Origin of the sequence: Bradyrhizobium sp. BLXBL-01 (assembly GCF_051853025.1) — a bacterium.
In the GTDB taxonomy this organism is placed as follows: domain Bacteria; phylum Pseudomonadota; class Alphaproteobacteria; order Rhizobiales; family Xanthobacteraceae; genus Bradyrhizobium.
The window spans coordinates 7,631,819-7,658,800 of record NZ_CP182471.1; the positions used below are offsets into that span (position 1 = coordinate 7,631,819).

Here is a 26,982-nt window from a genome sequence, read left to right on the forward strand (position 1 = left end):
ACCGCATTCGCGGAAGCAAGCCCCTCACCCCAACCCTCTCCCCGTAAGAACGGGGAGAGGGAGCAGACCGGCCGATCCGGTCGCACCTAATAAGAACGATCAAAGGAGAACGCCATGTTGTTGAAGGATCAGGCAGCCATCGTCACCGGCGGCGCATCAGGACTTGGCGCGGCCACCGCAAGAAAGCTGGCCGCGCAGGGCGCCAAGGTCGCGGTGTGCGACCTCAACACCAAGCTTGCGGAATCCGTTGCCGCCGAGATCAAGGGCGTTGCCGTCACCTGCGACGTCTCGGATGCCGCCTCCGCTGAAGCCGCGATCGCGCAGGCGATCAAGGCCCATGGCCCGGCGCGCGTGCTGGTCAATTGCGCCGGCATCGGCGTTGCCAAGCGCGTGGTCGGCCGCGACGGTCCGATGGCGCTTGCCGATTTCGACAAGGTGATCAAGGTCAACCTGATCGGCACCTTCAACATGCTGCGTCTGGCCGCCACCGAAATGTCCAAGCTGGAGCCGCAGGCGACCGGCGAGCGCGGCGTCATCATCAACACTGCCTCCGTTGCCGCCTATGACGGCCAGATCGGCCAATCCGCCTATTCGGCCTCCAAGGGCGGCATCGTCGGCATGACGCTGCCGATCGCGCGCGAGCTCGCGCAGTTCGGCGTCCGCGTGCTGACGATTGCGCCCGGCCTGTTCCTGACGCCGCTGCTCGCGAACCTGCCGCAGGAGGCCCAGGACTCGCTCGCCGCCGCCATCCCCTTCCCGCGCCGGCTCGGCCAGGCCGACGAGTTCGCCGCGCTCGCGCTGCACATGGTCGAGAACGCCTATCTGAACGGCGAAGTGGTGCGCCTCGACGGATCGCTGCGCATGGCGCCGAAGTAAACTGATGAGCGGGATTGCAGCAGCGACTTCGACCTTACCTCTCCCATTGGGAGGAGGTCGGCGCGCAGCGCCGGGTGAGGGGCCCTGCCCTATCGAGGGACTGGAATCCCTCACCCGAATTGCTGCGCAATTCGACCTCTCCCTCCGGGAGAGGTGTGGCACAGCGCTAGTGGATGCATAAGCCATGTTCGTGAACCGGCGCGAGGTCCAGATCCAGTGGGGCGATTGCGACCCCGCCAACATCGTCTATTACCCGCGCTATTTCGCGATGTTCGACGATTCGACCTCGACCCTGTTCGAGGCCGCCGGCTTCTCCAAGCAGGACCTGGTCCGCAAATACGGCCTGGTGGGCATCCCCATGGTCGACACGCGGGCCAAGTTCTACATCCCTTCGACCTATGGCGACTGGATCACCATCGAGACCAGAATCGAGAGCATCAAGCGCTCGAGCTTCGAGGTGAAGCACAACGTCTACAAGGGCGAGGCGCTCGCGATCGAGGGTTTCGAGACCCGCGTCCTGGTCGGCCGCGATCCCGATAATCCCGACAAGCTGAAATCCGCACCATTCCCGGCGGAAATGGTCACCAAATTCACGGGGAGTTAAGTCCGGAGCTAAATCGCCGCATCACCGAAAGAGGGGGCTGAATTACCCCGCGATTTCTGCTTTCAAATAAACACGTCAAGGGAGGAATAGATGAAACGCTTTTATTTGACCGCTGCCATCACTGCGGCTGCGCTGGCGCTGCCAGTGCTGCCCGCGCTGGCCCAGACCAGCGAAGTCACCATCGGCATCACCACCACCACGACCGGCCCGGGTGCAGCCCTCGGCATTCCCGAGCGCAACGCGCTGGAATTCGTGCCGAAGGAGATCGGCGGCGTGCCGCTGAAGGTGATCGTGCTCGACGACGGCGGCGATCCCACCACCGCCACCACCAACGCCCGCCGCTTCGTCACCGAATCCAAGGCCGACATCATCATGGGCTCGGCGCTGACGCCGCCGACCATTGCTGTCTCCAACGTCGCCAATGAAGCCGGTATCCCGCACTTTGGTCTGGCGCCGTTCCCGATCACGCCCGAGCGCATGAAGTGGTCGGTGGCGATGCCGCAGCCGATTCCGATCGTCGGCAAGGTGCTGTACGACCACATGAAGGCCAAGGGCGTGAAGACGCTCGGTTACATCGGCTATTCCGATTCCTACGGCGACCTCTGGTTCAACGATTTGAAGGCGCAGGCCGTGCCGATGGGCATGACCATCGTCGACGAGGAGCGCTTCGCCCGTCCCGACACTTCGGTGACCGGCCAGGTGCTCAAGCTCGTCGCCGCCAATCCCGATGCCATCCTGGTCGGTGCCTCCGGCACCGCGGCCGCGCTGCCGCAGACCGAGCTGCGCGAACGCGGCTACAAGGGCCTGATCTACCAGACCCATGGCGCCGCCAGCATGGACTTCATCCGCATCGCCGGCAAAGCGGCCGAGGGCGTGCTGATGGCCTCCGGTCCCGTCATGGATCCCGAGGACCAGCCGGATGAAGCCGCCACCAAGAAGCCGGGTCTCGCGCTCAACTCGGCCTATGAGGCCAAATATGGCCCGAACAGCCGCAGCCAGTTCGCAGGTCACTCCTACGATGCCTTCGAGATCCTCAAGCGCATCATCCCGACCGCGCTGAAGACCGCAAAACCCGGCACGCCGGAATTCCGCGAAGCGATCCGCCAGGCCTTGCTGACGGAGAAGGAACTCGCGGCGAGCCAGGGCGTCTACAACTTCACCGAAAAGGACCGCTACGGCCTCGACGAGCGTTCGCGCATCCTGCTCACCGTGAAGGACGGCAAGTACACGCTGGTGAAGTAGGCGTAGCGAGATTTGAGGCGACGAGAGCCGGCCCGATGGGCCGGCTCTTTTCATGTGTGGATCGAGCTGCGGCTACGAGCGTTCCTGCGCCCCCTCTCCCGCTTGCGGGAGAGGGTTGGGGAGAGGGTGCCTCCGCGTTGGGACCGTCCGAGGCCTGCAGAGACAATCCCCAGAGGAGAAAGCCCTCACCCGGCGCTTCGCGCCGACCTCTCCCGAAAGCGGGAGAGGTTACACCGGGTCTGCCGATGCACCGGGGCTACGCCGCCTGCCGCAGCGGGGTCCAGGCGAACTCCGGATAATAATCGTCCATCATGCGGTCGACATAGGCGGTGAGGTTCGGAAATCCCTCTGTGCGCTCGCGCAAGGCGGATTCGAAGAACGGCGTCAGGATTCCGGCCAGCGCGCCGAAGGCGGTCGCGTCGACGCCGCAGGGCCTGTTGCCCATCAGGTACGCCTTGTCGCCGAGCTGCACCGACAGCGCGAACAGCGAACGCACGGCAAGATCGACGTCGTCATCCGGCGCGTGACGGCCGAGACCGGAGAGCAGATAGTTCTCGGCGACGCGGAACTGCGCATCCTCGCGCAGCTTCTCGCGATTGTGCTCGGGCGCGCCGTCGAAGAAATGCGCAGGACCCTTGGCGAAATTGACCGGATCGACCCAGCGCGCGCCGACCAGTGCCCAATAGACGTGATGCTCGATCATGCGCTCGAACGCCCAGGCCTGCGCGCGCTCAGCCAGGGAGAGGCCGGCGTCGAAATCGAAGCCGTAGCGGCGCTCGATATGGGCCCGGATGAACGTGGAATCGGCCACAGCCTCGCCGCCGTCGTCGATGAAGGGCAGCTGCCCCTTGGGCGAAGCCGGCGGCATCGCCCGCTCTTTCCGGTAAGGCAGTCCTGCCATCTTGAGCTGCACCTCGGTCTTGGTGACGAAGGGGCTGATTTCCGGCAGGCCGAAGCCGGCGCCAAAGCCGTAAAGCGTGATCATGCAAGCTCTCCTGAACCTGTCGAACGAGTGGAAGGAACCTAGCGGCCGGCTGCTGCCACCATGGTGGCAGCAGCCGTGATATCTTCTGCGAAGCGGGCCCCTCGCCAGGCGCGGCCCATCACATGGCGGACCAGCGCGTCCGCAGCATGGACCAGCGATCGCGTCGCGGCGGTCGCGAGCGCAAGGCGGAGGTCGACAATTGTTGTGACGTCAAGCGAGACGAGGCGGCTGAAGGCCCAAGCCTGCCGTGCCTTGACCTGGAAAGGCTGGACCTGGAAAGGCTGGCTCCGCCACAACGGGCCGGCCTGGCCGAAATGGGTTGGAATGATCATGGACAAATCCTCTTCAGTCGATGTGTTGTCCCGGTATAGAACTCCCCTGCTGCCAACATCCTGTCAGCAGCCGCGCGCCGCCTTCTGAAAACACCACCTTAGAAAAAGCAGCGACAAGAGACCTGTCATGAGACGCGCCGACCGGCTGTTTCAAATCATCCAGGTGCTGAGACGCACGCGTAAGCCGTTGACGGCGGACGCGATCGCGGCCGAGCTCGAGACTTCGAAGCGCACCATCTATCGCGACATCGCAACCCTGATCGGCCAGCGCGTGCCGATCCGCGGCGAAGCCGGCATGGGTTACATCCTGGAAAAGGGTTTCGACCTGCCGCCCTTGATGCTGACGCCCGACGAGATCGAGGCGGCCGTGCTGGGCGCGCAATGGGTCGCCGGGCACGCCGATTCCGCGCTGGCGCGCGCGGCCGAAGACTTGATGGCCAAGATCGCCGACACCGTGCCGGAGCGCCTGCGCCCCTTCGTGCTGGAGCCGGCGAGCCGGGCGCGGCCGAGCTGGAACCGGGAACCCGACCGCCTGGACATGGCGCGCACCCGCACCCAGATCCACGAAGGCAAGAAGATCATGCTGCGTTATCGTGACGAGCAGGGCCGCCCCAGCGAGCGCATGATCTGGCCGATCTCGGTCGGCTATCTCGAAGCGGTGCGGCTGCTGGCGGCCTGGTGCGAGCTGCGCGGCGACTTCCGCAGCTTCCGCACCGACCGCGTGGTCGAGGCGACCTATCTCGACGAGAAATACCCGGAGCGGCGCGACGTGCTGCGCGCGAGATGGCGGCAGAGCCTGGTCTGGGGTCCGCCGAAGGACACGTGAGGACGATGGACGAGACCGAGCTGTCGAGCTGTTGCCAGGGCTGCGGTGCCTGCTGCGGCTATTCGCAGAACTGGCCGCGCTTCTCGATCGAGAGCGACGAGGAGCTTGCGCTGATCCCGGCGGCGCTCGTCAACGACCGGCAATCGGGCATGCGCTGCGAGGGCGATCGCTGCGCGGCGTTGCAAGGCGAGATCGGAAAGACGACGGCCTGCGGTATCTATGACGTGCGGCCGGAGGTGTGCCGCACCTGCATGCCGGGCGACGCCGAATGCGCGATGGCGCGGCGGAAGTTCGGCCTGCCCGTTATCGAGATCTCTTAGGCCGGAACCGCTTCGATCTCGTCGTCGAGCTCGTCATCGAGCGGTGCAAGCACCGAGAGCGGCTTGGTCGACAGCGTGATCGGCTTGCGCCCTCCCGACAGCGACGTTGAAGCTTTCGCCGTGCGTTCGCGCGACAGCGCGAAGAGCGTCGAGCCGACGCGGCCGCCATTCTCGATCAGGTCGCGCTCGCTGCAGCTCGCTGCGATCGCGACCGCCAGCGAGTGCAAATGGCTGCGGTGGTAGCAGAACAGCGCCAGCCTGGCGCGCACGTCAGGGGAAACACTCTCAACCAGCCTCGGCAGGCCACTCTCGCTGGCGCGATACATCTCGCCAAGGAGCTCGTCGCGGACCGGGCAGAAATCGCTTTCAAAGGCATCGCGGCTTGAAAACATTGCAGTTCTCCCTCGTGTGGGGAAGATGCAGCGCAATTCTCTAACGAAAGGTTAACCACGCTGCCCGGTAGTCACCCGGGGTGCTTGCGCCCTTGCCGTGAATCAGAGTGGCGCAGTGGAGCGCAAACGCCACCACAGCGTCATGGCCGGGACTTGTCCCGGCCATCCACGTCTGGCCACTGGGCCGCAGGCCTCAGTTCGCCGCCATGAAGATGGAGAGGCCGAAGCCGGTCAGGTGATGCAGCGCCTGGTCGACGCCGATCAGGGTCCAGAACCAGGGATGGGCGAGGTCGACGCCGAAATTGGCGGAGACGAATCCCTTGGCGCGGTCGATCGTGATGTGGATCGCGAAGTCGATGAAGGCGACGAACCAGAATCTCGGCGCCACCATCACGATCAGCGGCAGCGCGACGGCAAGGTGGACCAGGCAGTGCACCAGGAGCGGCAGGGCCCAGCCATGCTTCTGGTCCTTGCCGTGCGCCATCCAGGCGGTTTGAAGAACGAAATCGGCGATGACGTGCTTGAAGGTGAGCAGCGACATCCAGCCAATGAGCGCTTCAACCGGAATCGCCGATGACATGGGTGGAAACGACAAGCTGACGCCTCATTGACGTGACGAGAAGAATTGGAGCGTTCAGCGCAACTTCTTCTTGGACCGGTCAAATCGCCGGGACGCGTGATTTATGACATCTCCCGCGGCGGAATGCAGCCGGGTGGAACTGGAAAATCGCCAAGTGTGGCTAACTGGTGATAGGATGACCAATCGCCGCGGACATCTCGAGTAAGGTTACCTCCGGCTCGAAATTTGCATTCGGCTCCCTTCGCGCTATCATCGGCGATCGGGAATAACGTTCTTTTTTCAGGCGTTTACGAATTACCGGGCCGGCTGCGCTTCCAAGCCAGGCGCCGTCATCCAAACGATAAGGCCAGAGTGCTGCCATGAGTACTGAAGGCCCCACTGCATCGCCGACCGTGCCACCGCCCCGGCGTCCCAAGGTGATCAAGACCAACCAGCAGCAGGTTTTCCTATACGTCGTGCTGACCCTGCTGCTGTCGCTTGCCACCGTCTGGGCCGGCCGCACGCTGGTGCACAATTCGGAGACGCTGACCTTCGCCGTCGGCGGTCCCAACAGCGACGAGGCGCTGTTCGCAGCCAAGCTCGCCGCCCTCCTCAAGAACAACGCATCGCGCTTCCGGATCAACATCGTCAGCAACGCCGACAATGCCAAGGCGCTCGCGCAGTTCGACCGCAAGCAGGCCGACCTCGCCGTGCTGCGCACGGACGCAAAGGTGCCGCTGCGGGCGCGCACACTCGCGATCCTCGAGCACGATCTCGTGCTCCTGCTCGGTCCCGGCAACAAGAAGATCAAGTCGCTCGCCGAATTGAAGAAGAAGAAAGTCGCCGTCGTCGCCGAGAACGAATCCTCGCTCGCCTTCGTGCGCAGCATCCTCGACGTCCCCGATGGTCCCGAGGCTGCGAAAATCCAGATGGCGCCGCAGGGCGCGACGCTCGACAAGCTGTTTGCCCCGGCAAACGGCTTCAGCGCAGTGATCGCCATCGTCCACGCTTCGAAGGCGATCCGGGACAAATCCTACGAGCAAGCCGCCAAGCGCGGCGGCTTCACGCTGAACGCCATCGACGAAGCCAAGACGCTGGCGCGCAAATTCCCCGGCATTTCCGACGAGACCGTGACAGCGGGCTCGGTGTCGACGTCCCCGCAGATTCCCGACGACGATCTCGACACGATCGGGCTCGAATGGCTGCTGGTCGCGCAATCCAGGATGTCCCCGACCACGGCCGGCGAGCTCGCGCGCATCGTCTACGAGAACAAGTCGGCGCTCGGGCTCGACAACGGCTTTGCCACCAGGATCGAGCCGGCCTCGGTCGAGAAGGACGCCTTCGTGATCGCGCATCGGGGCGCCGCCGACTACATCAACGACGATACCAAGTCGTTCATGGATAAATACAGCGACCTGATGTATCTGGGCGCCGCAGCGCTCAGCATCATCGGCTCGATCTTCGCCGCGATCTACGCCAAGATCACCCGTATCGCGCCGGAGAAGGCCAGCGAGCTCTCGACCGCCATCCTCGACATCGGCGAGCGGATCGAGCACGCCCACTCGCTGGATCAGCTCGAATGTCTCCAGGATGAGCTCGAGACCATCTTGCGCGGTGCCGTCATCGGCCTCAGGGACGGCACGATCAGTACCGACGGGCTCGACACCTTCAAGCTCGGCTACGAGTTCGTCCGCGACGAGATCGGCATGCGCCGCGACTATCTGAAACGTCATGCCGGCGAGGCTGACAAGACGGGGCGCGATGCCGGGCCGGCTCCGCTGGACGACAGCAACGTCGTGGTGGTGAAGACCGCCCAGAGCGCCTGATACCGCCGGATTGGACAAGTAGAAACTTTCGTGTCCCGGACAAGCTGCAATGCCGAAGGCGTTGCAGCGCTGAGCCGGGACCCAGGAACCGACCACGGTATGCGTTGCCACATGGGCCCCGGCTCTGCGACGCATCACTTCGTGCTGCGCCGCGTCCGGGGCACGACACGGAGGCTTCCCGTCCGATCAGCCGCCTGGAACCCTGCCCATTCGCAACCGTTGGTTTCCGGTTGCAACCGGAGAACGCGGCATGCGTGCACTCCTCATCATCCTCCTTCTGGCAATGCTGGCGGCGGCCGGCTACTTCGCCTATTCCGCAATGGCGGTCGAAGGTGAGCCGATCCCGACGGAAGGCTATGTGGCACTGGCGCTGGGCGCGGGGTTTTCCGTCATCGTCGGCGTCGGGCTGATGGTGCTGCTGTTCTTCAGCAGTCGCCGCGGCTACGACGAGCCGCCACATTTCAGGTAGCACCCCGCCGGCGATGGCGGCACCGACGGCGGGCCCGGCGCAGTGACGCCGGCAAAACGACCTGCACCGTCGTTGACGGCCTCCGCCCGGGCAGGCACTTTGGCGCCGACGTCCATCCGGGGCCTCGAGACCTGCCCCGAGACCGAATAGCCTTCTTCGCATGTCCAAGCCGCTGATCTCCGCTCTGGCCCAGTTCGCGGCCGCCACGGCCGGCCGCAACATGACCAAGGCGGCCTATGTCGCGGTGACCGTCGGCGTGCTCGGCATGGTGCTGCTGACGGACAACCGGGCCAAAGAGGCGTGGGGCTGGGTCGGCGCCCTGCTCTGGACCTGCCTCGCCTATTTCGTGTTCGAATGGCTGGTGCGGCTGCGCCATATGGCGCGGCAAGGGCGGCTTTCGCTCTACGTCTCCTCCTCCGCCGGCATCGTCGATGCGATCGGGGCGCTGGCCGTACCGGCCGCGCTTCTCCTCGGCGTCGAGCCGAAGACGGCCTGGTTGCTCAGCGTGCTCTGGGTGCTGAAGGTGGTGCCGGGCATTCCCGGCCTGCGGCAGCTGCGCCGCGTTCTGGTGCTGGAATCGGGGCCGTTAGTCAGCGTGCTCGTGATCTTCCTGATGGTGGTCTTCCTCGCCTCCGTCGCTGAATATTTCCTGGAGCGGGACGTGCAGCCGCAGACATTCGGCAGCGTCCCGAGCGCATTGTGGTGGGCGGTGGTGACCCTGACCACGACCGGCTATGGCGACGTCGTGCCGGTCACCCCGCTTGGCCGCTTGGTGGCAGCGCTGGTGATGATCTCGGGCCTCGGCGTGTTCGGCCTCTGGACCGGTATCCTGGCGACCGGCTTTGCCGCGGAGACACGGCGCGACAATTTCCTCAAGACCTGGGAATCCGTCAGCAAGGTGCCGTTCTTCGCAACCCTGGGACCGGCGGCGATCGCCGACGTCACCCACATGCTGCGCACCATCGAGCTGCCGGCGCGCACCACGATCATCCGCAAAGGTGCGCAGGGCGACTGCATGTATTTCATCGCCGCCGGCGAGGTCGAGGTCGATCTGCCCGGCAAGAAGGTGCAGCTCGGCGAAGGCGCCTTCTTCGGCGAGATGGCGCTGCTCGGCAACAACAAGCGCGGGGCCAACGTCTCGACCACGAAGGTGTCGCAGCTGCTGGTGCTCGACCTCGTCGATTTCCGCGTGCTGATGGCACGGCATCCGGATCTCGCCGAAACCATCGATGCGGAAGCAAAGCGGCGCGCGCACGAAAACAAGTAAGTAATGGAGACAAGAATGTCGGACACAGCCGACGCAGCCACCGGCCCGCTGCTCGAAGTCACCGGCGCCCGCGCCACCATCCGCCTCAACCGGCCGAAACATCTCAACCGGCTGCAGGCGGAGGATCTCGACGAGCTCGTCAGACTGTTCGACCGGATCGAGGCCGACCCCGCAATTCACGTGCTGGTGCTGACCGGAACCGGGCGCGCCTTCTCCGCCGGCTACGATCTCAATTCGGTGGCGGAACGCGCGGTCAGCGCGAGCGAGCAGCAAAGCGCGGGCTCCGCCTTCGAGGCGGTGGTCAACCGGCTCGAGGATCTCGGCGTACCAACGATCTGTCGGCTCAATGGCGGGGTCTATGGCGGCTCGACCGACCTCGCACTCGCTTGCGATTTCCGCATCGGCGTCGATACCGCGGAAATGTTCATGCCGGCGGCGCGGCTCGGCCTGCATTATTACCCGAGCGGGATCAAACGCTACGTCACCCGCCTCGGCGTCGACAATGCGAAGAAGCTGTTCCTGACCGCGCAGAAGATCAGCGCGCCGGAGATGCTGCGCATCGGCTATCTCACGGCGATGGTGCCGATCGAATTCCTGGACGAGGAGGTCGACAAGCTCGCTGCGATCCTCGCCGGCAACGCGCCGCAGGCGATGCGCGGCATGAAGCGCGCGATCAACGAGTTCGCCCGCGGCGAGCTCGACGAAGCCGCCGCCGACCGGCGCCACCGCGACAGCATGCGCGGCGACGAGATCAAGGAAGGCATCAAGGCATTCGCCGAGAAGCGGGCACCGCGGTTTTGAAGCGCCCCCTCATCCGCCCGCCACAGCGGCATGCTGCGCCGCCATCTCCTCATCCGCCGCGGTGATGCGCTGGAACGCCGGCCGCGCCGTCATGCGGTCGGCGTAACGGACGAAGACGTCCTTCTTCGGCACGATGCCGAACATCATGGTCCAGCTGAAGGCGACGCCCCACAATACGTCCGCCGCCGTCATGCGCTCGCCGAGCAGATAGGGTCCTTTCGCCAGCTGGGCCTCGAGCGCACCCAGCATCGTATCGTAATCGGCATAAGGCGATTGCGTGATCGGCGCTGGCTCACGCTGCATGAACTTGTCGATCAAGGCCGGCTCGAACGACGACCCGTAATAGGCGATCCAGCGCAGATAAGGCCCGCGCAGCGGATCGTTCAGAGCGGGCGTCAACCCCGCCTGCGGGAACAGATCGGCGAGATAGATGGTGATCGCAACCTGCTCGGTCACCAGCGCCTCGCCGTGGCGAACCGCAGGCACCTTGCCGAGCGGGTTGATGGCGAGATAGGCGGGCTTGCGCTGCTCGCCGGCCTTCATGTTGAGGACATGGAGATCGTAGGGCGCACCCAGCTCCTCCAGCAGCACCCGCGTCCCGGTGGCGCGCGTCTGGGGCGAATAATACAGCGTGATGCGGTTCGAATCGGTCATGGCGGGTCTCCTCGGTGCCGTCTGGCGAGGCGAGCCTTGTAGCGAACCATACCTGACATCCTGTGTCAGGTATGGTTTAAGGGATCATGCGCGCGAGCCGGATGCTGTCGATCCTCACCACCCTCCAGGCCAGGGGACAGGTCACCGCGCCCGAACTCGCGGAGGCCTGCGAAGTGTCGGTGCGCACGATCTATCGCGACATCGACGCGCTCGCGGCGTCCGGCGTTCCCGTTTACGCCGACCGTGGCGCGGAAGGCGGCTATCGCCTGCTCGACGGCTATCGCGTGCGGCTGAACGGGCTGTCGCAGAGCGAGGCCGGCGCGCTGTTCCTGGCGGGGTTGCCAGGCCCGGCCGCGGCGCTCGGGCTCGATGCCGCGATGATCGCCGCCCAAAACAAGCTGATGGCGGCCCTGCCTGCGAATTTGCGCGAGGATGCCGGGCGGATGCAGGAGCGTTTCCACCTGGACGCGCCCGGCTGGTTCGGCGAAGCGGAAGACCCGAAGCACCTGCGCACCATCGCCGGCGCGGTGCTGCGCGGGACGCTGATCAGGATTCGGTACCAGAGCTGGCGTGCGGAAAAGCAGCGCCGTGTCGCACCGCTCGGCCTCGTGCTGAAGGGCGGCAGTTGGTATCTCGCAGGACAAGTCGACGGCAGCGTGCGCACCTATCGCGTCGCACGCGTGCTCGACTGCGCGGCGCTCGATGACCGCTTCGACCGCCCCGCCGATTTCGATCTCGCTGCTTACTGGCACGCTGCGACACTTCGTCTCGAAGCCGAGATGCATCCCAATGTCGCGATCGTCCGGCTGTCGCCGTTCGGCGTCAAGCTGCTCGACGCGCTGAGCCAGCCCTACGTCAAGGCGCGCACGCAGCTCGAGGAGACGACCGACGCAGACGGCTGGCGCATTGCGCGCGTCCCGGTCGGCAAGACGTCGTGGCACGCAGCGGCCGAACTGCTGCGGCTTGGCCCGGAGGCCGAAGTGCTGGAACCCGCCGATCTCCGCGACAAGATGGCCGAGATGACGCAAGCGATGGCCGCGCGCTATCCCGCGGCGCGCAAAGCCTGATCGCGGCACATTTTGCTGCAGCCGACGAAACATTCCTGAAACACGATTCTTCGCGCCTGCCATGAACGCGATCGCGTCTCGTCTCGACCGAAAGCCAGGGACGCAACACTGGCCCTAGCGCCGAATGGAGAATGAAGATGTTTCGTAAGCTTGCACTTGGTCTGATCGCCGCCGGTTCGCTCGGCGTTGCCGCTCTCGCGCCCACCGCCGCTTCGGCCGGTGGCTTCCATCATCACCACTGGGGTCATCACTGGGGTCCCGGCTGGGGCTTCGGCGGCGTCTATGTCAACACCGGCGTCAGCAATTGCTACCAGGAGCGCCTGGTCCAGACCCGTCACGGCCTGCGCGTGCGCGTCGTGAATGTCTGCGCCTACGGGATCTACTGATATCTCGCCTTCACGACAAAGCTCCGGTCGCATCGCGGCCGGAGTTTTGCATTGAGCTAGCCCGCCTGCCGCTGCCGGCGAAACCAGGCCCAGGTCTCGCGCGTCGTTCTGATGTAGCCGCGGCCGCGATGGACGATCTCGCCATCGACGATCGCGTTGAGCTTCGGCAGCGCGTGAAAGGGGATCGAGGGATAAGCGTGGTGCTCGACATGATAGGGCATGTTCCACGCGAACCATTTGACGATGGCACCGGTATAGGTGGTGCGGGTGTTCTGAAAGGCGCTGCGGGTGCGGTCGCAGCCGGTATGCTCGGCATAGAGATAGGGCCGCAGGAAGCACTGCCCGATGATCAGCGGCACGATCCAGACCCAGAGCAGCAGCGCTGAAGAGAACCACAGCGAGAGCGCGAGCAGCAGGGCGTAGAGCGCGACATAGGCCCGCGCCTCGGCCACGATGGTGCTGCGCTTGCTCTCGGGTATCCATGGCACGACGACCTTGCCGGTGATCGCATGGCCCAGCATCAGCCGCAGACGGCCGGCGACCTGGAGCAGGCCGCTATAGGCGAGCGCAAGCTGGGTGTCGGACGTCGGCTTCACGCCAACGATCAGCTCGGGATCCCTTTCCGGATCCTGCGTGTAGCGATGATGGTCCCAGTGAAACAGGCAGTAATATTCGTAAGGCAGCCCGATGATGAATGCCGAGAGATAACCGACGCCGAGATTGAGGCCGCGGCTCCTGAACGCGGTCTTGTGCGCGGTCTCGTGCACCGCCATGAACAGGAAGGCGACGACATAGCCCTGCACCACCATCAGCGGCAGCGCCCAGAGCACGCCCCAGCTCGACGAAACGAAAAAGATCAGCGCGCCCATCAGCATAATCGCGCCGTAATGGCCGAGGCTCTGCACCGAACCTCTGACGTTGGAGCGAACCGACAATTCGCGCAGCGTGGCCGGCGTCAACGGCTTCAGGCGATGGCCGGCGTCCGAATTGGTTGCGTCGCTCATGATCGGTTGCGTGCCCTATTTGCGGAGAAGCTCGGCGATCTCGGCCTTGATGAAGGCCTGGTCGTGCGGATTGTTGACGGGGTTGCCGGCGCGGTGGCCATGCAGCGATGGGATCGGATGCAGCACGGCTGACTTTGCATTGACGAGCTTGCCGAGCTCGTCCTCGTTATCGCGGAGGTCGAAATAGCGGTCGGTCGCGCCAGGCAACAGGAGCATGTGGGCCTTGATCGCCGCCAGCGCGCGGTCGAGATCGCCGGCGAAGGCCGCACAGCGGCTGATGTCGCCACGCTGCCAGATGCCAATCTGCGCGAGAAGATCGTTGGCATCGCGCCGCGCGAAGGTCGCATCCCAGGCGCGGGTGAGATATTCCTCGAGTGAGGTGAAGCCAGCTTCGCGCCAGACTTCGTCGCGATAGAAACCGTGCGACATCGCCCAGCCGGCATAGACGCGCCCCATGGCACGATAGCCGGCGACAGGTCTTTCCACGAAACGGCCGTCGCGGAAGGCGGGATCGGTCGAGAGCGCGGCCTTCACGCTTTCGAGGAAGACGTGGTTGTAGGGGGCACAGCGGGCGCTGCCGCAGACGACCGCGGCGCGCGCGACCATGTCGGGATGCAGCGCCGACCAGTGATAGGCCTGCATGCCACCCATCGACCAGCCATAGACCAGCGCAAGCTTCGAGATGCCGAAGCGTTCGGTGAGCAGCCGGTGCTGGACCGCGATGGCATCGTGATAGCTCACCTCGGGGAAGGGCGCGGGCGTGTTCGAGGGCGAGGATGACAGGCCATTGCCGAACAGGTTCGGGATGATGATGAAATAACGCGTGGGATCGAGCACGCCGTCGGGACCGATCAGCCATTCAATGTCGGTGTGCTGCGCGCTGAACGAGGTCGGATAGAGAATGACGTTGTCCCTGTCGGCGCTCAGCGTGCCGTAGGTCTTGTAGGCGAGCTTCAGCGCGGGAAACACGGTCCCGGACTGGAGCGTGACGTCGCCGGCCTTGAAAATCTCGTAATCGCGTTGCGCCGTCATGCACCCAGCTCCCGCTCACGGCGGCCTTCTCTGCGTCGCGATGCATCGATCATGCCGGCTTTCGCGGACGCGCCGCTCTGCCTTATAATGTACCTTTAGTACAGTTATTCGAGAGCGGCAAGATAAATCCGATCCTCAGCCCGGCTCAGGCGATGGCCGCGAGATAGCGTGCGACGGACGCAGCAAACGCGGCCTTGGCACCGCTGGCGATGTTACGGCCCCACCAGGCGCCGTAGATCCGGTCGAAAGCGAGCGGCTCGACGCCTGACGCAATGCGCCGCACCGCGGCGGCGTTGAGCGGCATGTAGTTCGGATAGGAATACATGAAGCTGACGAAGCGCCGGTCCATCGTGACTTGCGCGATATCCCCCGTGAGCAGCGCGCCCTTCCCGTCCGCACCATGCGCATAGTGCAGCACCGTGGCGCCGGCGAAATGACCACCGGTGCGCAGCAGCAGCACGTCGTCGGAGAGGCGATGGCTTTCACCGGTCCAGTGCACGATCGCCGGATGAGGCCGCGTGACGAAGGCGCGATCGTCGGCGTGCAGATAGACCGGCACGCCGCCGAACGTGTCGCTCCAGTCGGCGGCCGCGCCATAGTAATGCGGATGCGAGATCGCGATTGCCTTGAGGCCGCCGAGTGCTGCGACGTGCTGGTTGACCCCATCGGTCGCGAGCGGAAGGCAATCCCACATCACGCAGCCGTTGCTGTCGGGCACCAGCAGCGCGCGCTGACCAATGGCAAAGCTGGGCTCCATCCCGATCCCGGTCAGGCCGAGATCGTCGCGCACCACCAGTCGGTGCTCGCGCGCGAGCTCCTCGCGCGTGAGGAAGGCCTGACCGCTCCAGCCGACGAACTGGCGCTCGTCCTCGCAGATCGGACAGGCCGCAGGGGGATTTCTGCTATCCGGGAATTGAGCGCCGCAGGTTGCGCAGGTCCAGAAGGCCATTGCAGTGATCCATCATGAATCCATCGTTGCAAGACATGACGTCGCAGTCGTCGGATCGCAAGAGCAACCGGAACCAATGCGATGAGAGCAGGTTAAGTTCTGGTCCGCCTCGGGCACCCGCAGCGCCCGCCGACCCCGCCTCATGCGAGATCCGATTCGATCGGCAGCATCAAGTTCAGCGTCTCGATGACATCGCGCCCTTCAACGTCTCGCATCTGGCCCCTGTTCGCGCTCAACTTCTTCATGGCCGACATGCAGTCGGGCATCGGGCCGTTCGTCGGGGTGTTCCTCCAGGAGCGCGGCTGGGCCAGCGGGCTGATCGGCACCGCCATGACCATCGGCAATGTCGCCGGCATGCTGATCACCACGCCGATCGGCGGCTTCATCGATTCCAGCCGCAACAAGCGGCTCTGGGTCGTCATTCCCGGCATCTGCGTCGTCCTCGCATCCGCGATCATCCTGATCTCGCAAAATTTCTGGGCGGTGACGTTCTCGCAAGTCGCGCAATCGCTGGCGAGCGCCGCAATCGTGCCGGCGGTCACGGGCATCACGCTCGGCATCGCCAAGCAGAAGGGCTTCAATGCGCTCAACGGCCGCAACCAGGCCTTCAACCATGCCGGCAACATGGTTGGCGCCGCATTGTCGGGCTATCTCGGCTACAAGTTCGGCTATGTCGCCGTGTTCGCGCTGGCGGCCGTGTTCGGTGCCATCGCCATCGCCTGCGTCATGATGATTCCAGCCCAGGCGATCGACGACCGTGCCGCGCGCGGCAGCAAGGAAGACGATTCCAAGGCGCCGCCGGATGCGATGGCGATGCTGCTGAAGCACAAGGCGCTGCTCGTGCTGGCTCTCGCCCTCGCGCTGTTCCATCTCGGCAATGCCGCGATCGTGCCGCTGTACGGACTTGCCGCGGTCGCCGAGGGACAAGCCAACGGGCCGAGCTTCGTCGCAACCACCGTGGTGATCGCACAAGGCGTGATGACCGTGACGTCGCTGATCGCGATGAAGGCCGCGAGCAAGCGCAACTACTGGCCGGTGATCCTGGTGTCTTTCATGTTCTTGCCGGTCCGCGGCGTGCTCGCCTTCTTCGTCACGGGATGGTGGGGCGTGGTGCCGATGCAGGTGCTCGACGGCATCGGCACCGGACTGCAGACCGTCGCCGTCCCCGGCATGGTCGCGCGCTCGCTCAACGGCACCGGCCGCATCAATCTCGGCCAGGGCGCCGTGATCACCGTGCAGGGCGTCGGCGCCAGCCTTAGTCCCGCCCTCGGCGGCTGGATCGCGCAATGGATCGGCTATGGGCCGACCTTCCTGCTGCTTGGCGGCTTTGGCCTTGCGTCGATCGCGCTATGGCTGACTTTCGGCGCGGCGGTGAAGAAGTATTGAGCCACAGCGCCGCACGCCGGGCGCGGCGCAAACTGCCCGCCTTCGATCTGCCCAATAAGCAGGCTGCGGCACCTGGTCGCTGGCTCGGCGCGTAGTTGCGAGTGGTTTTTCGCGCAATCCGGTGCTTTTTGAGTTGCCGCATCCCCGGCGCGCCGACGAAAGTGCGAACCGCAATGAATCGGCAATAGGCGTTCCGGCGATCGATGACCCAGCCGCAGCTCTCATTCGATGGCGACCCGAACGGTGCAGCCTATGAACAATGGCGCGAGCAGTTCTGTCGGCAGGTGGCGAACGTCGATTTCGTGCCGGTCGGCGAAGGACGGGTTCACCGGACCATTGCGCCGGCCATTCTTCCCCGCCTCAGACTCTCGGCCTCGTTCGGCACGCCGATGTCTTTCGTGTCATTGGGGACGAACGATGAGTTGATCGTTACGATGTCGCCCAATTCGGCCTTGAGCGGGGCGATGGGCAAGCGCCCGCTGGAGATCGCGGCGGGCGACGTCACGATTGGCGATCCCTCGATCAAGGGCGCCCGCATCACGCAGATAACGCATGGCAATTTCCAGACCGCGCTGCTGCCGCGCAAGGCGCTGCTGCGCGCGTGCCCGAACGCCGAGGACCTGATTGCACGCGCGATTCCTGGCGCCAACCCGATCACGTCGATGTTCCTGCGGTATTACGACCTCGCACACGCGCATGCCGACAAGCTCGCCCCCGCGGAGCTCGATGCGGTCTCGCAGCACCTGTTCGACCTCGCCGTGCTGATGATCGGAGCGCGCGGCGATGTCGCCGAGGAGGCGCGACTGCGCGGCCTTGCGGCGGCGCGTTTCGAAGCCATCAAGGCCGACATCCTGGCGCAGCTGGACAGCGCCGCGCTGTCGCTGTCCGACATTGCGGCCACGCACCGCATCAGAGCGCGCACGATCCAGCTGCTGTTCGAGAAGGCCGGCATCACCTATAGTGGCTTCGTGCTCGAGCAACGTCTGCTGCGCGCCGAGCGGCTGCTTCGGAACCCGGGCCTGCGCTCGCGCAAGATCATCGAGATCGCGCACCTCGCTGGATTTCACGACGTCTCCTACTTCCATCGCGCGTTTCGCCGCCGTTTCGAGGCGACACCCGACGATGTCAGGAAGCTGGCCAGCGAGGCCGAATAAAGCCGCTTCCGCCGCGACGGCGCCGGAACGATGCCTGTTATGTCCCGAAGCTCTTCTGCACCGCCTTGTCGAGCGTCTCGCCGCCGACGAAGCGCTGGCGCAGCTCGCGCTTGAGCAGCTTGCCGCTCGGATTCTTCGGCAGGCTGTCCACGAAGATCACGCGCTTGGGGACCTTGAAATGCGCCATCTGGCCGGCGCAATGCTTGATGACGGTGTCTTCGTCGAGTTTTTCCCCGGTCTTGACCACGACAATCGCGGTGACCGCCTCGATCCAGCGCGGATCGGGCAGGCCGACCACGGCAACTTCGGAGACTGCCGGAATCTTGTAGACCATCTCCTCGACCTCGCGGCTCGCGACATTCTCGCCGCCGGTCTTGATCATGTCCTTGACGCGGTCGACCACGGTGATGTGGCCTTCCTCGTCGACGGTGGCGAGATCGCCGGAGTGAAACCAGCCGCCGGCGAATGCCGCCGCGGTTTTGACCGGATCGTTGTAATAGCCGGAGAGCAGATGCGGCGAGCGATGCACGATCTCGCCGACTTCGCCGACCTTGACGTCATCCATCGCCGTGTTGACGACCCGCGTCTCGACATTGATCACGGGCTTGCCGGCCGACCCGGCCTTGCGGAGCTGATCCTCCGGCCGCAGCACGGTCGCGAGCGGCGCGATCTCGGTCTGGCCGTAGAAATTCCAGAATTTCACGGCGGGCAGGCGGCGCTGAAGCTCGAGCAGGACTTCCACCGGCATGATCGAGGCGCCGTAATAGCCCTTCTGCAAGGTCGACAGATCAGTCTTGTCGAAGTTCGGCGAGCGCAGCATCGCGATCCAGATCGTCGGCGGCGCGAAGAACGAGGTGATCCTGTGCGCCTGGATCAGCGCCAGGATGTTGTCCGCGGTCGGCTTGCCCGTGATCACCCCGGAGGCGCCGAGATAAACCTGCGGGCCCAGGAACACATCCAGCTGGGCGCAATGATAGAGCGGCAAAGCGTGCAGGAACTTGTCGTCCGCACTCATGCCGCCGTCGATGATGCAGCTGACATATTGCCACATCACGGCGTCATGGGTCAGCATCGCGCCCTTGGGCAGCGATTCCGTGCCTGAGGTGTAGACGATCTGCGCGAGATCGCGGCTGTCGACCGACGCGTCCAGGAACGAGCCGTCGGCATGCAAGAGATCGTCGAAGGTGGTGAGGCCCGCGGGCGCGGTTGCGGGATCCTCGCCCGGCAGCCAGATCATCTTCTCAACCGCACAATCCTTCGCGCTCGCCGCGCGTGCCGGCTCGACGAAGTCGGGACCGGTCGCGAGCAGCTTTGCGCCGGAGCTCTTCAGGATGAAATTGATCTCGTCCGGATTGAGCATGAAGTTGATCGGCACCAGCACGGCGCCGATCCGTGCCACGGCGAAGCGCAGCGCCGCGAAGGCGTGCGAGTTGCGCGAGAGCACCGCGAGGCGGTCGCCCTTCTTCACGCCGAGCCCGAGCAGGCCGCGGCCGAGCCGGTTGCAGATCGCGTCCATCTCGGCAAAGCTCCAGCTCACGTCGCCGCAGCTCAGCGCGAGCTTGTTCGGCTCGCGGCTCGCGGAGCGGCGCAGGAGATCGCCGATGGAATGCTCGCGCGCTTTCGAGATGGTGGCTGCGGTGTCGACGGTCATTTCTTCCCCGTGGAATTTTCGCTCGGCACAAATGCCGCGAGCTTTCGTGTTCCGCGGAGCGTAGTCGGCGCTGTCAGCGCCGTCAAACTGAGGCCGCAGCTGAATGGATCTGCGCGACGGATGCCGCACATCAGTAGGGCTCAGGGCTTGCGCCCCTTCTGCCGGAGCGTCTCGATCAGACGCAGCTTCAGGTCGTCGGCGACCTTCTGGCTGACGTCCTGGCCGACCTGCGCGCTCGCCTGCGCCAGCGCATCCGACTTCGCCAGGAACTTCTGCCCCACGGGCTGGGCATAGAACGCCTCGATCTGGCGCAACTCGTCGACGCTGAAACTCGCAGCATAGAGCGCGGCGATCTGGTCGGTGATCGCCGCAAGGGCCGGAGCGTAGATCTCGGAGCCGGCGGCCGTCATCGCGTCATAGTCGCGCTCGATCTCCGGCCGGTCCTGCGCGACCACCGGGCGGAGCTTGAGCAGCAGCTGCGGCAATAGCGCGCGATAGGGGTCCGCGATCTTCAAGGTGACCACGAGCTTGCGCGCCGCGTCCATCGCCTCCGGCGAGGGCGTCTGTGCCGATGCAGCGCAGGTGAGGAGCAGCAGGACGCCGGCGATGGTCAACACACGTCTCGACATGAATCTCTCCTTCGCCACGTGGAAGCCGGATGCGCGATGTTTCAACGAGCCGCAGGCACTGCCGCGGCCGTCGCCGCCGGCGTGCTTTGCAATGCCGTCTCCTCGACCTCCGTCACCTTCACGAACAGGTTCGGCACCCGCTTGGCCCGGTCGAGCAGCCAGGCCGCGCCAATCATGATGACGATGCCGGCGATAGAGACGGCAAGCTGCTCCCAGATGCCCTTGTTGTACTGAGTGAGGATCCAGTGCGCCGAGAACGACAAGAACACGCCTAGGCAGAAGATCGGCAGCGAATGCTGGCCGCAGAGGATCACGGGGCGCAGCCAGCCGCGGTACAGCGGCCGCCATTTGCGCGAAATGAAATGGGTCACCCAGATCGCCAGCGCCAGGAAATGGGTGAAGCGCAGCATGTCGAGGTCGGTCTTGTCGATCGGGTAGATCGCCTTGATCATCCATTTCGGGATCAGGGCTTCCAGCGCGTGGACGTGCCAGGTCATCACGATCAGCAGCGCAAAGACCAGCCAGGCCGCGGCCAGCGCCATCGCCGGCTTCGACCACACCCATCGGGCGATCTGGTCGATCTGGCCGATGCCGCACCAGGCCGCGAACACGAACATCAGCTGCCAGCAGAACGGATTGAAGTACCAGTGGCTGCCGGGCGGATAGGACGCCACGTTCCAGTCGAACCAGCGCGACAGCACGTAGAGCACCACGGAGCCGGCGAGCGTCAGGTTCGGCCGCCGCACCAGGCCCCACACGATGAAGGGCGCGGCCAACACCAGCGTGATGTAGAGCGGCAGCACGTCGAGATTGACCGGCTTGTATTTCAACAGGATCGCCTGCCCGATCAGCTCGTCCGGATGCGCCAGGAAATTGAACACGTTGAACTCGTGCTCGTACATCGGATTGTCGAAGCGGCGCGCGGTGCGGGCGATCTGCGCGGTGAACAACAGGAACAGCATGATGTGGGCGACGTACATCTCCGCCGCGCGGCGCCACAGCCGCTTGAGCGCGGCGAGGAACCAGCCGCCGGCGACGATCGGCCCGTAGATCCAGCCGACGAGATAGCCGGAGATGAAGACGAAGAACTCGGCGGCATCGCTGAAGCCGAAATTGCGCAGCGTCAGCCAGGCCACGACATCGTGCGGGATGTGGTCGAGGAAGATCATCCACAAGCCGATGCCGCGGAAGAGATCGAGCCGCAAATCGCGCTCGACCGGCGCCAACAATGCCGACTGGTCCCGTGTGATCATGGCCCCGCCTCGTTCGCTGGGCGTCGCGCCAAGAGCGGCGCCGAACAATCGGATGCTAAAAAACGTGAATCAAAAGGTCGACTGCCGCATTGGCTAGCCCGGCAACGGTAGCCGACCCCGGGAGCCACGCAAGGGACTTGTGGGGCAGCCAGCTGCGCTCTTGCGCTGCAACAGGCGAGCCCGACCTCAAAACTGCGAAAACAACCCCATGCACAGTAGACGATGGTTGCAAGATCAATGGGTTAGGTGGGACGCGGGATTGGCTGCGGGTCGGGCAGGATTTCAGGAGCCAAAAAGCCAAGGGATCGTGGTTTGACTCGCCCGTCCGGCGCGCCCAAGCGAGCCGAGGAGAATTGGCCGCGATCGTTGCCGCCCATTCCGAATGACGTCTCCCGCGATTTGCTTCGTCGGGCAAAACAGGAGCATAGTGGCATCATCGCAGGAGGTCGGACAGGCCGGGGGTCGGGCTGCTGCGTTTCACCGCTTGCTGGCTTTCTGCGCTACTGATGGCGCCGCCGACTGGCGCTCTGGCCAGGGGAAGCGTTCATGAGCCGATCGGTGCATGTTCCTGTCGGAATTTTCGATAGCCTGCGCTACGGGTTTGCGCAGGTTGCGACCGTCCCCACGCCGTTTGGCGACGTCGTGTATGTGTCCGGCCAGGTTGCCTGGGACGCAGAACAGAACATCGTCGGCGCTGGCGACATCGGCCGTTAACTCAGCAAGAGCTTGGAAAACCTTGGCGCTGCGTTGGCATCCGTTGGTGCGAAACTCGACCACGTGGGTGCGTTGCGGCTCTACATCAAGCAGAGTCACCTCCACGAAGGCAAAGCCATCAGCTGCGCCCTCAAAGCGGCGTTCGGCGATCATCCGCCGTGTACAACCTGGATTGGCGTGCCAAGCCTTGCCAGAGAGGAGTTCCTCATCGAGGTGGAGCCTTCCGCGGTTTTCGTGGCGCGAAACGGCTGATTCAGCTCTGGCGTGATGCTCGACTGTCCGTGGCAGGACCATTGCGTTTGGCCGCAAGGAATCACGGTGGCGGCATGTCGGCCACGCCGTTAGCGCATGCCGCAGAACCGGTTCAACTCGTCGGCGGTCTGCTGCGGAAGCTCCTCCGGGAAGAAATGTCCTCCATCGAGCGGCTTTCCTTGCACGTCGCCGGCCCAGTTTCGCCATAACCCCAAGGGGCCACCCGCGCCCGCATACCATGAATTCAACGGTCCGCGGCCGCTCCAGAGGACGAGAACAGGGCAATCGATCCGACGGCCGGAATTGCGATCGGCCAGATCGTGCTCGTGATCAATTGTCGCCGCCGCGCGATATTCCTCGCAGATCGCATGAACATGCGCCTCATCGCGCAACGCCTCGACGTAGGCCGCCCGTACGGCTGAACTGAAACTGTCTGCGCTCGACCCCCAACCATGGAGCGCATTGTCGACGACGGCATCCGGTGCTGCGGACAAGAGGCGCTCGGGGAGCGGCTCAGGCTGCGCGAGCAATGACCAAGGCCAATAGCCGACGGCCAGTTTCTTGTCGGCGCGTTCCCAGGCATCGGCGATCGGAACGACGTCGAGGACGGCGAGCCGTTCCACGCGTTCGCCATGGTCGAGCGCAAGCCGATAAGCGACGCGGCCGCCGCGATCATGGCCCGCTACCGAGAAACGGGTGAAGCCAAGCTTTGTCATGACGGACACCATGTCCTTTGCCATCGCCCGTTTCGAATATGGCGCGTGGTCCGGGCTGGAGGGCGGACAAGCGCTGCGACCATATCCGCGAAGATCGGCACAAACGACGGTGAAGTCTTGCGCGAGCAACGGCGCAACGTCTCGCCACATCAAATGCGTCTGGGGAAATCCGTGCAGCAGGAGAATGGCCGGTCCAGAACCGCCCCGGCGTATGAAAATCCGCGCGTCCTCGGCCTGAACATCGGCGGCTTCAAAATCCTCAAACTTCATGGGACGAGCCCTTTCCGAACGACGGCGAACCAAGAAGCAATCCTATCCCGCCATCTGACATCGACGCCCCGGATGCAGGTTGGGTTCCGCCGCTATATCGTGTCGTTCGAACGATGTTGCGATCGCGAAAACATTCCGAATAGGTGAGTGGAGGTGTCGGAACGAGGCGTCGCCGAACGTCTTCAGAGATATCGGCCCTAACCAGAGGTTAAGCCATGGATAGTTCCATCCTGAGGCCTGCTTCCGAACTCGCTCGCACGAACAAGGCCCATTTTCCCAACGAAAGCGCCGACTACCGCCGCGCCCGGCAAAGCCTGCTGGCCGAGGAGATCGAGCTGCGTCGCCAAATCGAGCGTGTGGCTAAACTGCGCCGGGCGCTGCCGCCCGGCGGCGAGGTGACGAAAAACTACGTGTTCGAGGGCGAGAACGGCAAAGCGAATTTCTCCGACTTGTTCGACGGCAAGCAGACGCTCGCGATCTACAGCTACATGTTCGGGCCGCAGCGGCAGACGCCATGCCCGATGTGCACCTCATTCATGAGCACGTGGGAGCACAAATTGCCCGACGTCGAGCAGCGTATTGCCTTCGTCTTCATCGCGCGGTCGCCGATCGCGCGTTTGATCGAGGCAAAGAAGGCGCGTGGCTGGTCACGACACAAGATCTTCTCCGACATCTCCGGCGATTACACCCGCGATTACGTCAGCGCCGAAGACGCCGACGTGCCCGGTTACAGCGTGTTCACGCAGCGCGACGGCACAATCCGGCATTTCTGGTCCGGCGAGATGGGGGCCACGATGGCCGACCCACAACAGGACCCACGCGGCGCGCCCGACATCGATCCGCTCTGGACCATCCTCGACACCACGCCAGAGGGGCGCGGCACCGACTGGTATCCAAAGCTCGCGTACTGAGCGCCTTCTGCTGTCATTGGCCGCGCGCGCCGCGCAATCCGATCTACAAAGGTCGTTTGGCGGACGATGATCTCTATAAGGTCACAAAACCCGAAACAAAAATGGCCCCGGCTCATGCGAGCCATTTCGTCTCGCGTCCGGATAAATCCAAACTTGGTTGCGGGGATGCGCAACCACCGAGGGGCCGCACCACTGCCGCGAACGGTCGCCGAATCATTGAGAGGAGGTGTCGGAACGAGGTGCCTCCGGCAATTGTGATTTACGCCCTTCCTATGATCCGCTTGCTCGATTACGGAACCATGGGCGACTGGAATACTTACCCGGTTCAGCCTGATGGAGAGCAGAAATGTTCATCGTGATCGGAGCAAACGGCCGTGTCGGCTCGGCAGTGGCGTCGACGTTGCTGAATGCAGGTCGGCCAGTCACGGCCGTGCTTCATAGCAGCAACAACGAAGCCGATTGGCGCAAACGCGGCGCCCAGACCGTGGTCGTCGATGTGCGCAACACCGACGCCCTGCGTGCGGTGTTCAGAACGGGCACCCGCGCTTTCCTGCTAAACCCGAACGCCGATGTCTCGGCCGACACCGATCGTGAGGAACATGCTACTGTTCGGAGCATCGTCGCGGCCGTCGACGGATCCGGTCTCGAGAAAGTCGTCGCGGCATCCACCTATGGCGCCCAGCCGGGCGAGCGCTGCGGCGATCTCAATATCCTCTACGATTTCGAGCAGGCGCTTGCCGCGCGATCGATACCGGCGACCATACAGCGAGGCGCCTACTACATGAGCAACTGGGACGAAAAGCTCAGTGCCGCGACGGGAGGCGTATTGCCGACAATGATTCCGGGAGACATGAAGATCCCGATGGTCGCGCCCGCCGATCTCGGCAAAGCGGCCGCGCGCCGTCTACTGGAGCCACCTTGCGATCATGATGTACATTATGTCGAAGGGCCCGAGCGATATTCGCCGCAGGACGTAGCGGACGTCTTCGCGGCGGCGCTCGGCAGTCCGGTGAAGGTCGAGGTCCTACCGCGCGATCAATGGATTGTGGCTTATCGAAAGCTGGGCTTCTCTGCCGCAGCGGCCGAATCTTATGCGCGAATGACCGCAGTCAGCGTCGATAGCGGCTTTGCCATGTCAGAGCCCTTCGAACGCGGGACGACCACTCTCGAAGACTATATTGGCACGCTTGTCGCCAAGTCGCGCGACTCGCACGCTCTGCCAGCGGGGCACGGCGCGCCTCGAGAGAGTTGGCATTGAGGAAGGCGCAACCACCGCGGTGACAACCGCCTATTCAGGCAAACCCGCCTTGCTCAACCCCCTCGCGCAAGCGCTCCGAGCCTCCGGCTGATGCGAGCTGGATCGTGCTCAGGAAGCGGGCGATCGTCAAATCGGGACAAGGCACATTGGCGCAGCCGCGGCCGTTCTGGCTTCATCTTCCAGTCCTACCTGTGACGCCGCGACCGCGTGCCAGACGCGCGAATGTTGCATCGCGGGCAAATGGTCCATCGCTGTCCGGCTTGGTTCCAACGCCTCTCGATATCGCCGGGCAGGACATAGCCGTTGCTGATGACGGCCATTTGAAGCGTTACGGACGCGTACAGGCGCCCGAGAACTTACCCCTCCAAAATCGCGACCGCTCTTGTCCATCCTGCCGAGGCTCGTTCGATCTTCACGGGGAAGCATGACACCTTGAAGCCGGTTGGCGGCAGCGATTCGAGATTGTGCAGCTTCTCGAGATGGCAATAGCCGATATGACGGCCGGCCTTGTGCCCTTCCCAGATCAGGCTGGCGTCTTTCGTCTCGGCGTATTTCTTCGCGGTGTGAACGAACGGCGCGTCCCAGCTCCAGCCGTCGGTGCCGGTCAGGCGCACGCCGCGCTCGAGCAGGTACATGGTGGCTTCATAGCCCATGCCGCAGCCCGACGTGACGTAGTCCTGCCGGCCATATTTGGCGCCGGCGCTGGTGTTGACCACGACGATCTCGAGCGGCTTCAGCTCATGGCCGATGCGCTTGAGCTCGGCCTCGACGTCTTTCGCCGTTGCGACGTAGCCGTCCGGCAAGTGCCGGAAGTCGAGCTTCACGCCGGGCTGGAAGCACCATTCCAGCGGTACCTCGTCGATGGTCCAGGACCGCTCGCCGCGATTCATGGTCGGGTGAAAATGCCAGGGCGCATCGAGATGCGTGCCGTTGTGGGTGGAGAGGCTGACCTGCTCCACCGCCCAGCCCTGGCCATCAGGCAGATCCTCGGCCTTCAGTCCGTCGAAGAACTGCAGCATGCGCGGCAGGCCCTGCTGGTGATTGATATACTGGATCGTCGGATGATTGCCGGGCGGATCGGCCGGCACGTCGTTCTGGAGGGGGACGGAGATGTCGATCAGCTTGCTCGTCATGGCGCTTCCTCGTTGATTGTTCTCGTTGGCGGCCGTCAGGCGGTCGCTTCAGACGCGCCTTCAG

29 protein-coding genes are annotated in these 26,982 nt (G+C 64.3%); 15 read left to right on the forward strand and 14 right to left on the reverse strand.

Translation table 11 applies throughout. The features are described from left to right. The first annotated feature begins 114 nt into the window (after window positions 1–114). The 3 genes from ACNJYA_RS35305 (at window position 115) to ACNJYA_RS35315 (ending at window position 2,722) form a co-directional block, all read left to right on the forward strand. Window positions 115–876 (forward strand): SDR family NAD(P)-dependent oxidoreductase, encoded by a 762-nt coding sequence (locus tag ACNJYA_RS35305; protein WP_439364721.1) that lies wholly within the window; start codon window positions 115–117, stop codon window positions 874–876. A gap of 184 nt (window positions 877–1,060) precedes the next feature. Then, window positions 1,061–1,480, forward strand: coding sequence for an acyl-CoA thioesterase (locus ACNJYA_RS35310; RefSeq protein WP_172787078.1), 420 nt, complete (start codon window positions 1,061–1,063; stop codon window positions 1,478–1,480). 90 nt (window positions 1,481–1,570) lie between these two features. After that, window positions 1,571–2,722 (forward strand): ABC transporter substrate-binding protein, encoded by a 1,152-nt coding sequence (locus tag ACNJYA_RS35315; RefSeq protein ID WP_260381064.1) that lies wholly within the window; start codon window positions 1,571–1,573, stop codon window positions 2,720–2,722. A gap of 256 nt (window positions 2,723–2,978) precedes the next feature. Here the strand turns inward: ACNJYA_RS35315 and ACNJYA_RS35320 are convergent, their stop codons facing one another. Continuing rightward, complete coding sequence (locus tag ACNJYA_RS35320) at window positions 2,979–3,707, reverse strand: glutathione S-transferase family protein (RefSeq protein ID WP_172787076.1); 729 nt, start codon at window positions 3,705–3,707, stop codon at window positions 2,979–2,981. A 38-nt stretch (window positions 3,708–3,745) separates the two neighbouring features. Beyond that, entirely contained in the window at window positions 3,746–4,039 is a 294-nt protein-coding gene (locus ACNJYA_RS35325) for a hypothetical protein (RefSeq protein ID WP_212260088.1), read from the reverse strand. 127 nt (window positions 4,040–4,166) lie between these two features. On the opposite strand from ACNJYA_RS35325, the gene ACNJYA_RS35330 reads away from it, so the two are divergent. Both ACNJYA_RS35330 and ACNJYA_RS35335 read left to right on the forward strand, forming a co-directional pair. Continuing rightward, window positions 4,167–4,865 carry a helix-turn-helix transcriptional regulator gene (locus tag ACNJYA_RS35330; RefSeq protein ID WP_025033709.1) on the forward strand — a complete coding sequence of 233 codons (699 nt, stop codon included), beginning with the start codon at window positions 4,167–4,169 and terminating at the stop codon, window positions 4,863–4,865. Between the two features lie 5 nt (window positions 4,866–4,870). Continuing rightward, the gene (locus ACNJYA_RS35335; protein ID WP_172787074.1) at window positions 4,871–5,185 is read left to right on the forward strand and encodes a YkgJ family cysteine cluster protein; all 315 of its coding nucleotides are present in this window, start codon (window positions 4,871–4,873) and stop codon (window positions 5,183–5,185) included. Here the strand turns inward: ACNJYA_RS35335 and ACNJYA_RS35340 are convergent. Further along, the gene (locus ACNJYA_RS35340; protein WP_172787073.1) at window positions 5,182–5,577 is read right to left on the reverse strand and encodes a hypothetical protein; all 396 of its coding nucleotides are present in this window, start codon (window positions 5,575–5,577) and stop codon (window positions 5,182–5,184) included. The two genes, ACNJYA_RS35335 and ACNJYA_RS35340, sit on opposite strands and share 4 nt — an antisense overlap. Window positions 5,578–5,770: 193 nt before the next feature. Further along, on the reverse strand, window positions 5,771–6,118 hold the full coding sequence (locus tag ACNJYA_RS35345) for a DUF3307 domain-containing protein (protein WP_439403509.1): 348 nt from the start codon (window positions 6,116–6,118) through the stop codon (window positions 5,771–5,773). Between the two features lie 398 nt (window positions 6,119–6,516). Between ACNJYA_RS35345 and ACNJYA_RS35350 the strand changes: the two genes are divergently transcribed. The 4 genes from ACNJYA_RS35350 to ACNJYA_RS35365 all read left to right on the forward strand — a co-directional run bounded on the left by ACNJYA_RS35350 (window position 6,517) and on the right by ACNJYA_RS35365 (window position 10,499). Continuing rightward, window positions 6,517–7,962, forward strand: a complete 1,446-nt coding sequence (locus tag ACNJYA_RS35350) for a TAXI family TRAP transporter solute-binding subunit (RefSeq protein ID WP_439401613.1) — start codon at window positions 6,517–6,519, stop codon at window positions 7,960–7,962. A gap of 250 nt (window positions 7,963–8,212) precedes the next feature. Continuing rightward, a complete protein-coding gene (locus ACNJYA_RS35355) occupies window positions 8,213–8,431 on the forward strand; it encodes a hypothetical protein (RefSeq protein WP_035997220.1) in 219 nt (72 codons plus the stop codon). A 160-nt stretch (window positions 8,432–8,591) separates the two neighbouring features. Further along, the gene (locus ACNJYA_RS35360; RefSeq protein WP_439401614.1) at window positions 8,592–9,698 is read left to right on the forward strand and encodes a cyclic nucleotide-gated ion channel; all 1,107 of its coding nucleotides are present in this window, start codon (window positions 8,592–8,594) and stop codon (window positions 9,696–9,698) included. 15 nt (window positions 9,699–9,713) lie between these two features. Then, window positions 9,714–10,499, forward strand: a complete 786-nt coding sequence (locus tag ACNJYA_RS35365; protein WP_260381067.1) for an enoyl-CoA hydratase/isomerase family protein — start codon at window positions 9,714–9,716, stop codon at window positions 10,497–10,499. A 9-nt stretch (window positions 10,500–10,508) separates the two neighbouring features. Here ACNJYA_RS35365 and ACNJYA_RS35370 read toward each other — a convergent pair whose 3' ends face one another. Beyond that, window positions 10,509–11,153 carry a glutathione S-transferase family protein gene (locus tag ACNJYA_RS35370; RefSeq protein WP_439401615.1) on the reverse strand — a complete coding sequence of 215 codons (645 nt, stop codon included), beginning with the start codon at window positions 11,151–11,153 and terminating at the stop codon, window positions 10,509–10,511. 86 nt (window positions 11,154–11,239) lie between these two features. On the opposite strand from ACNJYA_RS35370, the gene ACNJYA_RS35375 reads away from it, so the two are divergent. Next, the gene (locus tag ACNJYA_RS35375; RefSeq protein WP_260381069.1) at window positions 11,240–12,220 is read left to right on the forward strand and encodes a helix-turn-helix transcriptional regulator; all 981 of its coding nucleotides are present in this window, start codon (window positions 11,240–11,242) and stop codon (window positions 12,218–12,220) included. Between the two features lie 137 nt (window positions 12,221–12,357). Continuing rightward, window positions 12,358–12,606 carry a hypothetical protein gene (locus tag ACNJYA_RS35380; protein ID WP_027574962.1) on the forward strand — a complete coding sequence of 83 codons (249 nt, stop codon included), beginning with the start codon at window positions 12,358–12,360 and terminating at the stop codon, window positions 12,604–12,606. Between the two features lie 56 nt (window positions 12,607–12,662). Here the strand turns inward: ACNJYA_RS35380 and ACNJYA_RS35385 are convergent, their stop codons facing one another. The 3 genes from ACNJYA_RS35385 to ACNJYA_RS35395 form a co-directional block, all read right to left on the reverse strand. Next, the gene (locus ACNJYA_RS35385) at window positions 12,663–13,610 is read right to left on the reverse strand and encodes a fatty acid desaturase (RefSeq protein WP_260381070.1); all 948 of its coding nucleotides are present in this window, start codon (window positions 13,608–13,610) and stop codon (window positions 12,663–12,665) included. A gap of 15 nt (window positions 13,611–13,625) precedes the next feature. Next, complete coding sequence (locus ACNJYA_RS35390; protein ID WP_439401616.1) at window positions 13,626–14,642, reverse strand: alpha/beta fold hydrolase; 1,017 nt, start codon at window positions 14,640–14,642, stop codon at window positions 13,626–13,628. Window positions 14,643–14,787: 145 nt separating this feature from the next. Then, window positions 14,788–15,591, reverse strand: a complete 804-nt coding sequence (locus ACNJYA_RS35395) for an MBL fold metallo-hydrolase (protein ID WP_439401617.1) — start codon at window positions 15,589–15,591, stop codon at window positions 14,788–14,790. 186 nt (window positions 15,592–15,777) lie between these two features. On the opposite strand from ACNJYA_RS35395, the gene ACNJYA_RS35400 reads away from it, so the two are divergent. Then, complete coding sequence (locus tag ACNJYA_RS35400) at window positions 15,778–16,977, forward strand: MFS transporter (RefSeq protein ID WP_439401618.1); 1,200 nt, start codon at window positions 15,778–15,780, stop codon at window positions 16,975–16,977. Between the two features lie 203 nt (window positions 16,978–17,180). Then, window positions 17,181–18,131, forward strand: coding sequence for a helix-turn-helix domain-containing protein (locus ACNJYA_RS35405; RefSeq protein WP_439401619.1), 951 nt, complete (start codon window positions 17,181–17,183; stop codon window positions 18,129–18,131). 37 nt (window positions 18,132–18,168) lie between these two features. On the opposite strand, the gene ACNJYA_RS35410 is transcribed toward ACNJYA_RS35405, so the two are convergent. From ACNJYA_RS35410 to ACNJYA_RS35430, 5 genes are all read right to left on the reverse strand, one after another. Further along, window positions 18,169–19,782, reverse strand: coding sequence for an acyl-CoA synthetase (locus ACNJYA_RS35410; RefSeq protein ID WP_439364727.1), 1,614 nt, complete (start codon window positions 19,780–19,782; stop codon window positions 18,169–18,171). Window positions 19,783–19,922: 140 nt separating this feature from the next. Next, entirely contained in the window at window positions 19,923–20,411 is a 489-nt protein-coding gene (locus tag ACNJYA_RS35415) for a DUF2059 domain-containing protein (RefSeq protein WP_212260076.1), read from the reverse strand. 41 nt (window positions 20,412–20,452) lie between these two features. Next, the gene (locus tag ACNJYA_RS35420) at window positions 20,453–21,664 is read right to left on the reverse strand and encodes an OpgC domain-containing protein (RefSeq protein ID WP_439401620.1); all 1,212 of its coding nucleotides are present in this window, start codon (window positions 21,662–21,664) and stop codon (window positions 20,453–20,455) included. Window positions 21,665–22,141: 477 nt separating this feature from the next. Then, window positions 22,142–22,531 (reverse strand): hypothetical protein, encoded by a 390-nt coding sequence (locus tag ACNJYA_RS35425; RefSeq protein WP_439401621.1) that lies wholly within the window; start codon window positions 22,529–22,531, stop codon window positions 22,142–22,144. A gap of 188 nt (window positions 22,532–22,719) precedes the next feature. Further along, complete coding sequence (locus ACNJYA_RS35430) at window positions 22,720–23,616, reverse strand: alpha/beta fold hydrolase (RefSeq protein ID WP_172787058.1); 897 nt, start codon at window positions 23,614–23,616, stop codon at window positions 22,720–22,722. Between the two features lie 215 nt (window positions 23,617–23,831). Between ACNJYA_RS35430 and ACNJYA_RS35435 the strand changes: the two genes are divergently transcribed. Then, window positions 23,832–24,527 (forward strand): DUF899 family protein, encoded by a 696-nt coding sequence (locus ACNJYA_RS35435; protein WP_212260072.1) that lies wholly within the window; start codon window positions 23,832–23,834, stop codon window positions 24,525–24,527. Between the two features lie 346 nt (window positions 24,528–24,873). Further along, window positions 24,874–25,785, forward strand: coding sequence for an NmrA family NAD(P)-binding protein (locus ACNJYA_RS35440; protein ID WP_439401622.1), 912 nt, complete (start codon window positions 24,874–24,876; stop codon window positions 25,783–25,785). Window positions 25,786–26,141: 356 nt separating this feature from the next. Here the strand turns inward: ACNJYA_RS35440 and ACNJYA_RS35445 are convergent, their stop codons facing one another. After that, entirely contained in the window at window positions 26,142–26,918 is a 777-nt protein-coding gene (locus ACNJYA_RS35445) for a cyclase family protein (protein WP_172787055.1), read from the reverse strand. Window positions 26,919–26,982 lie beyond the last annotated feature (64 nt).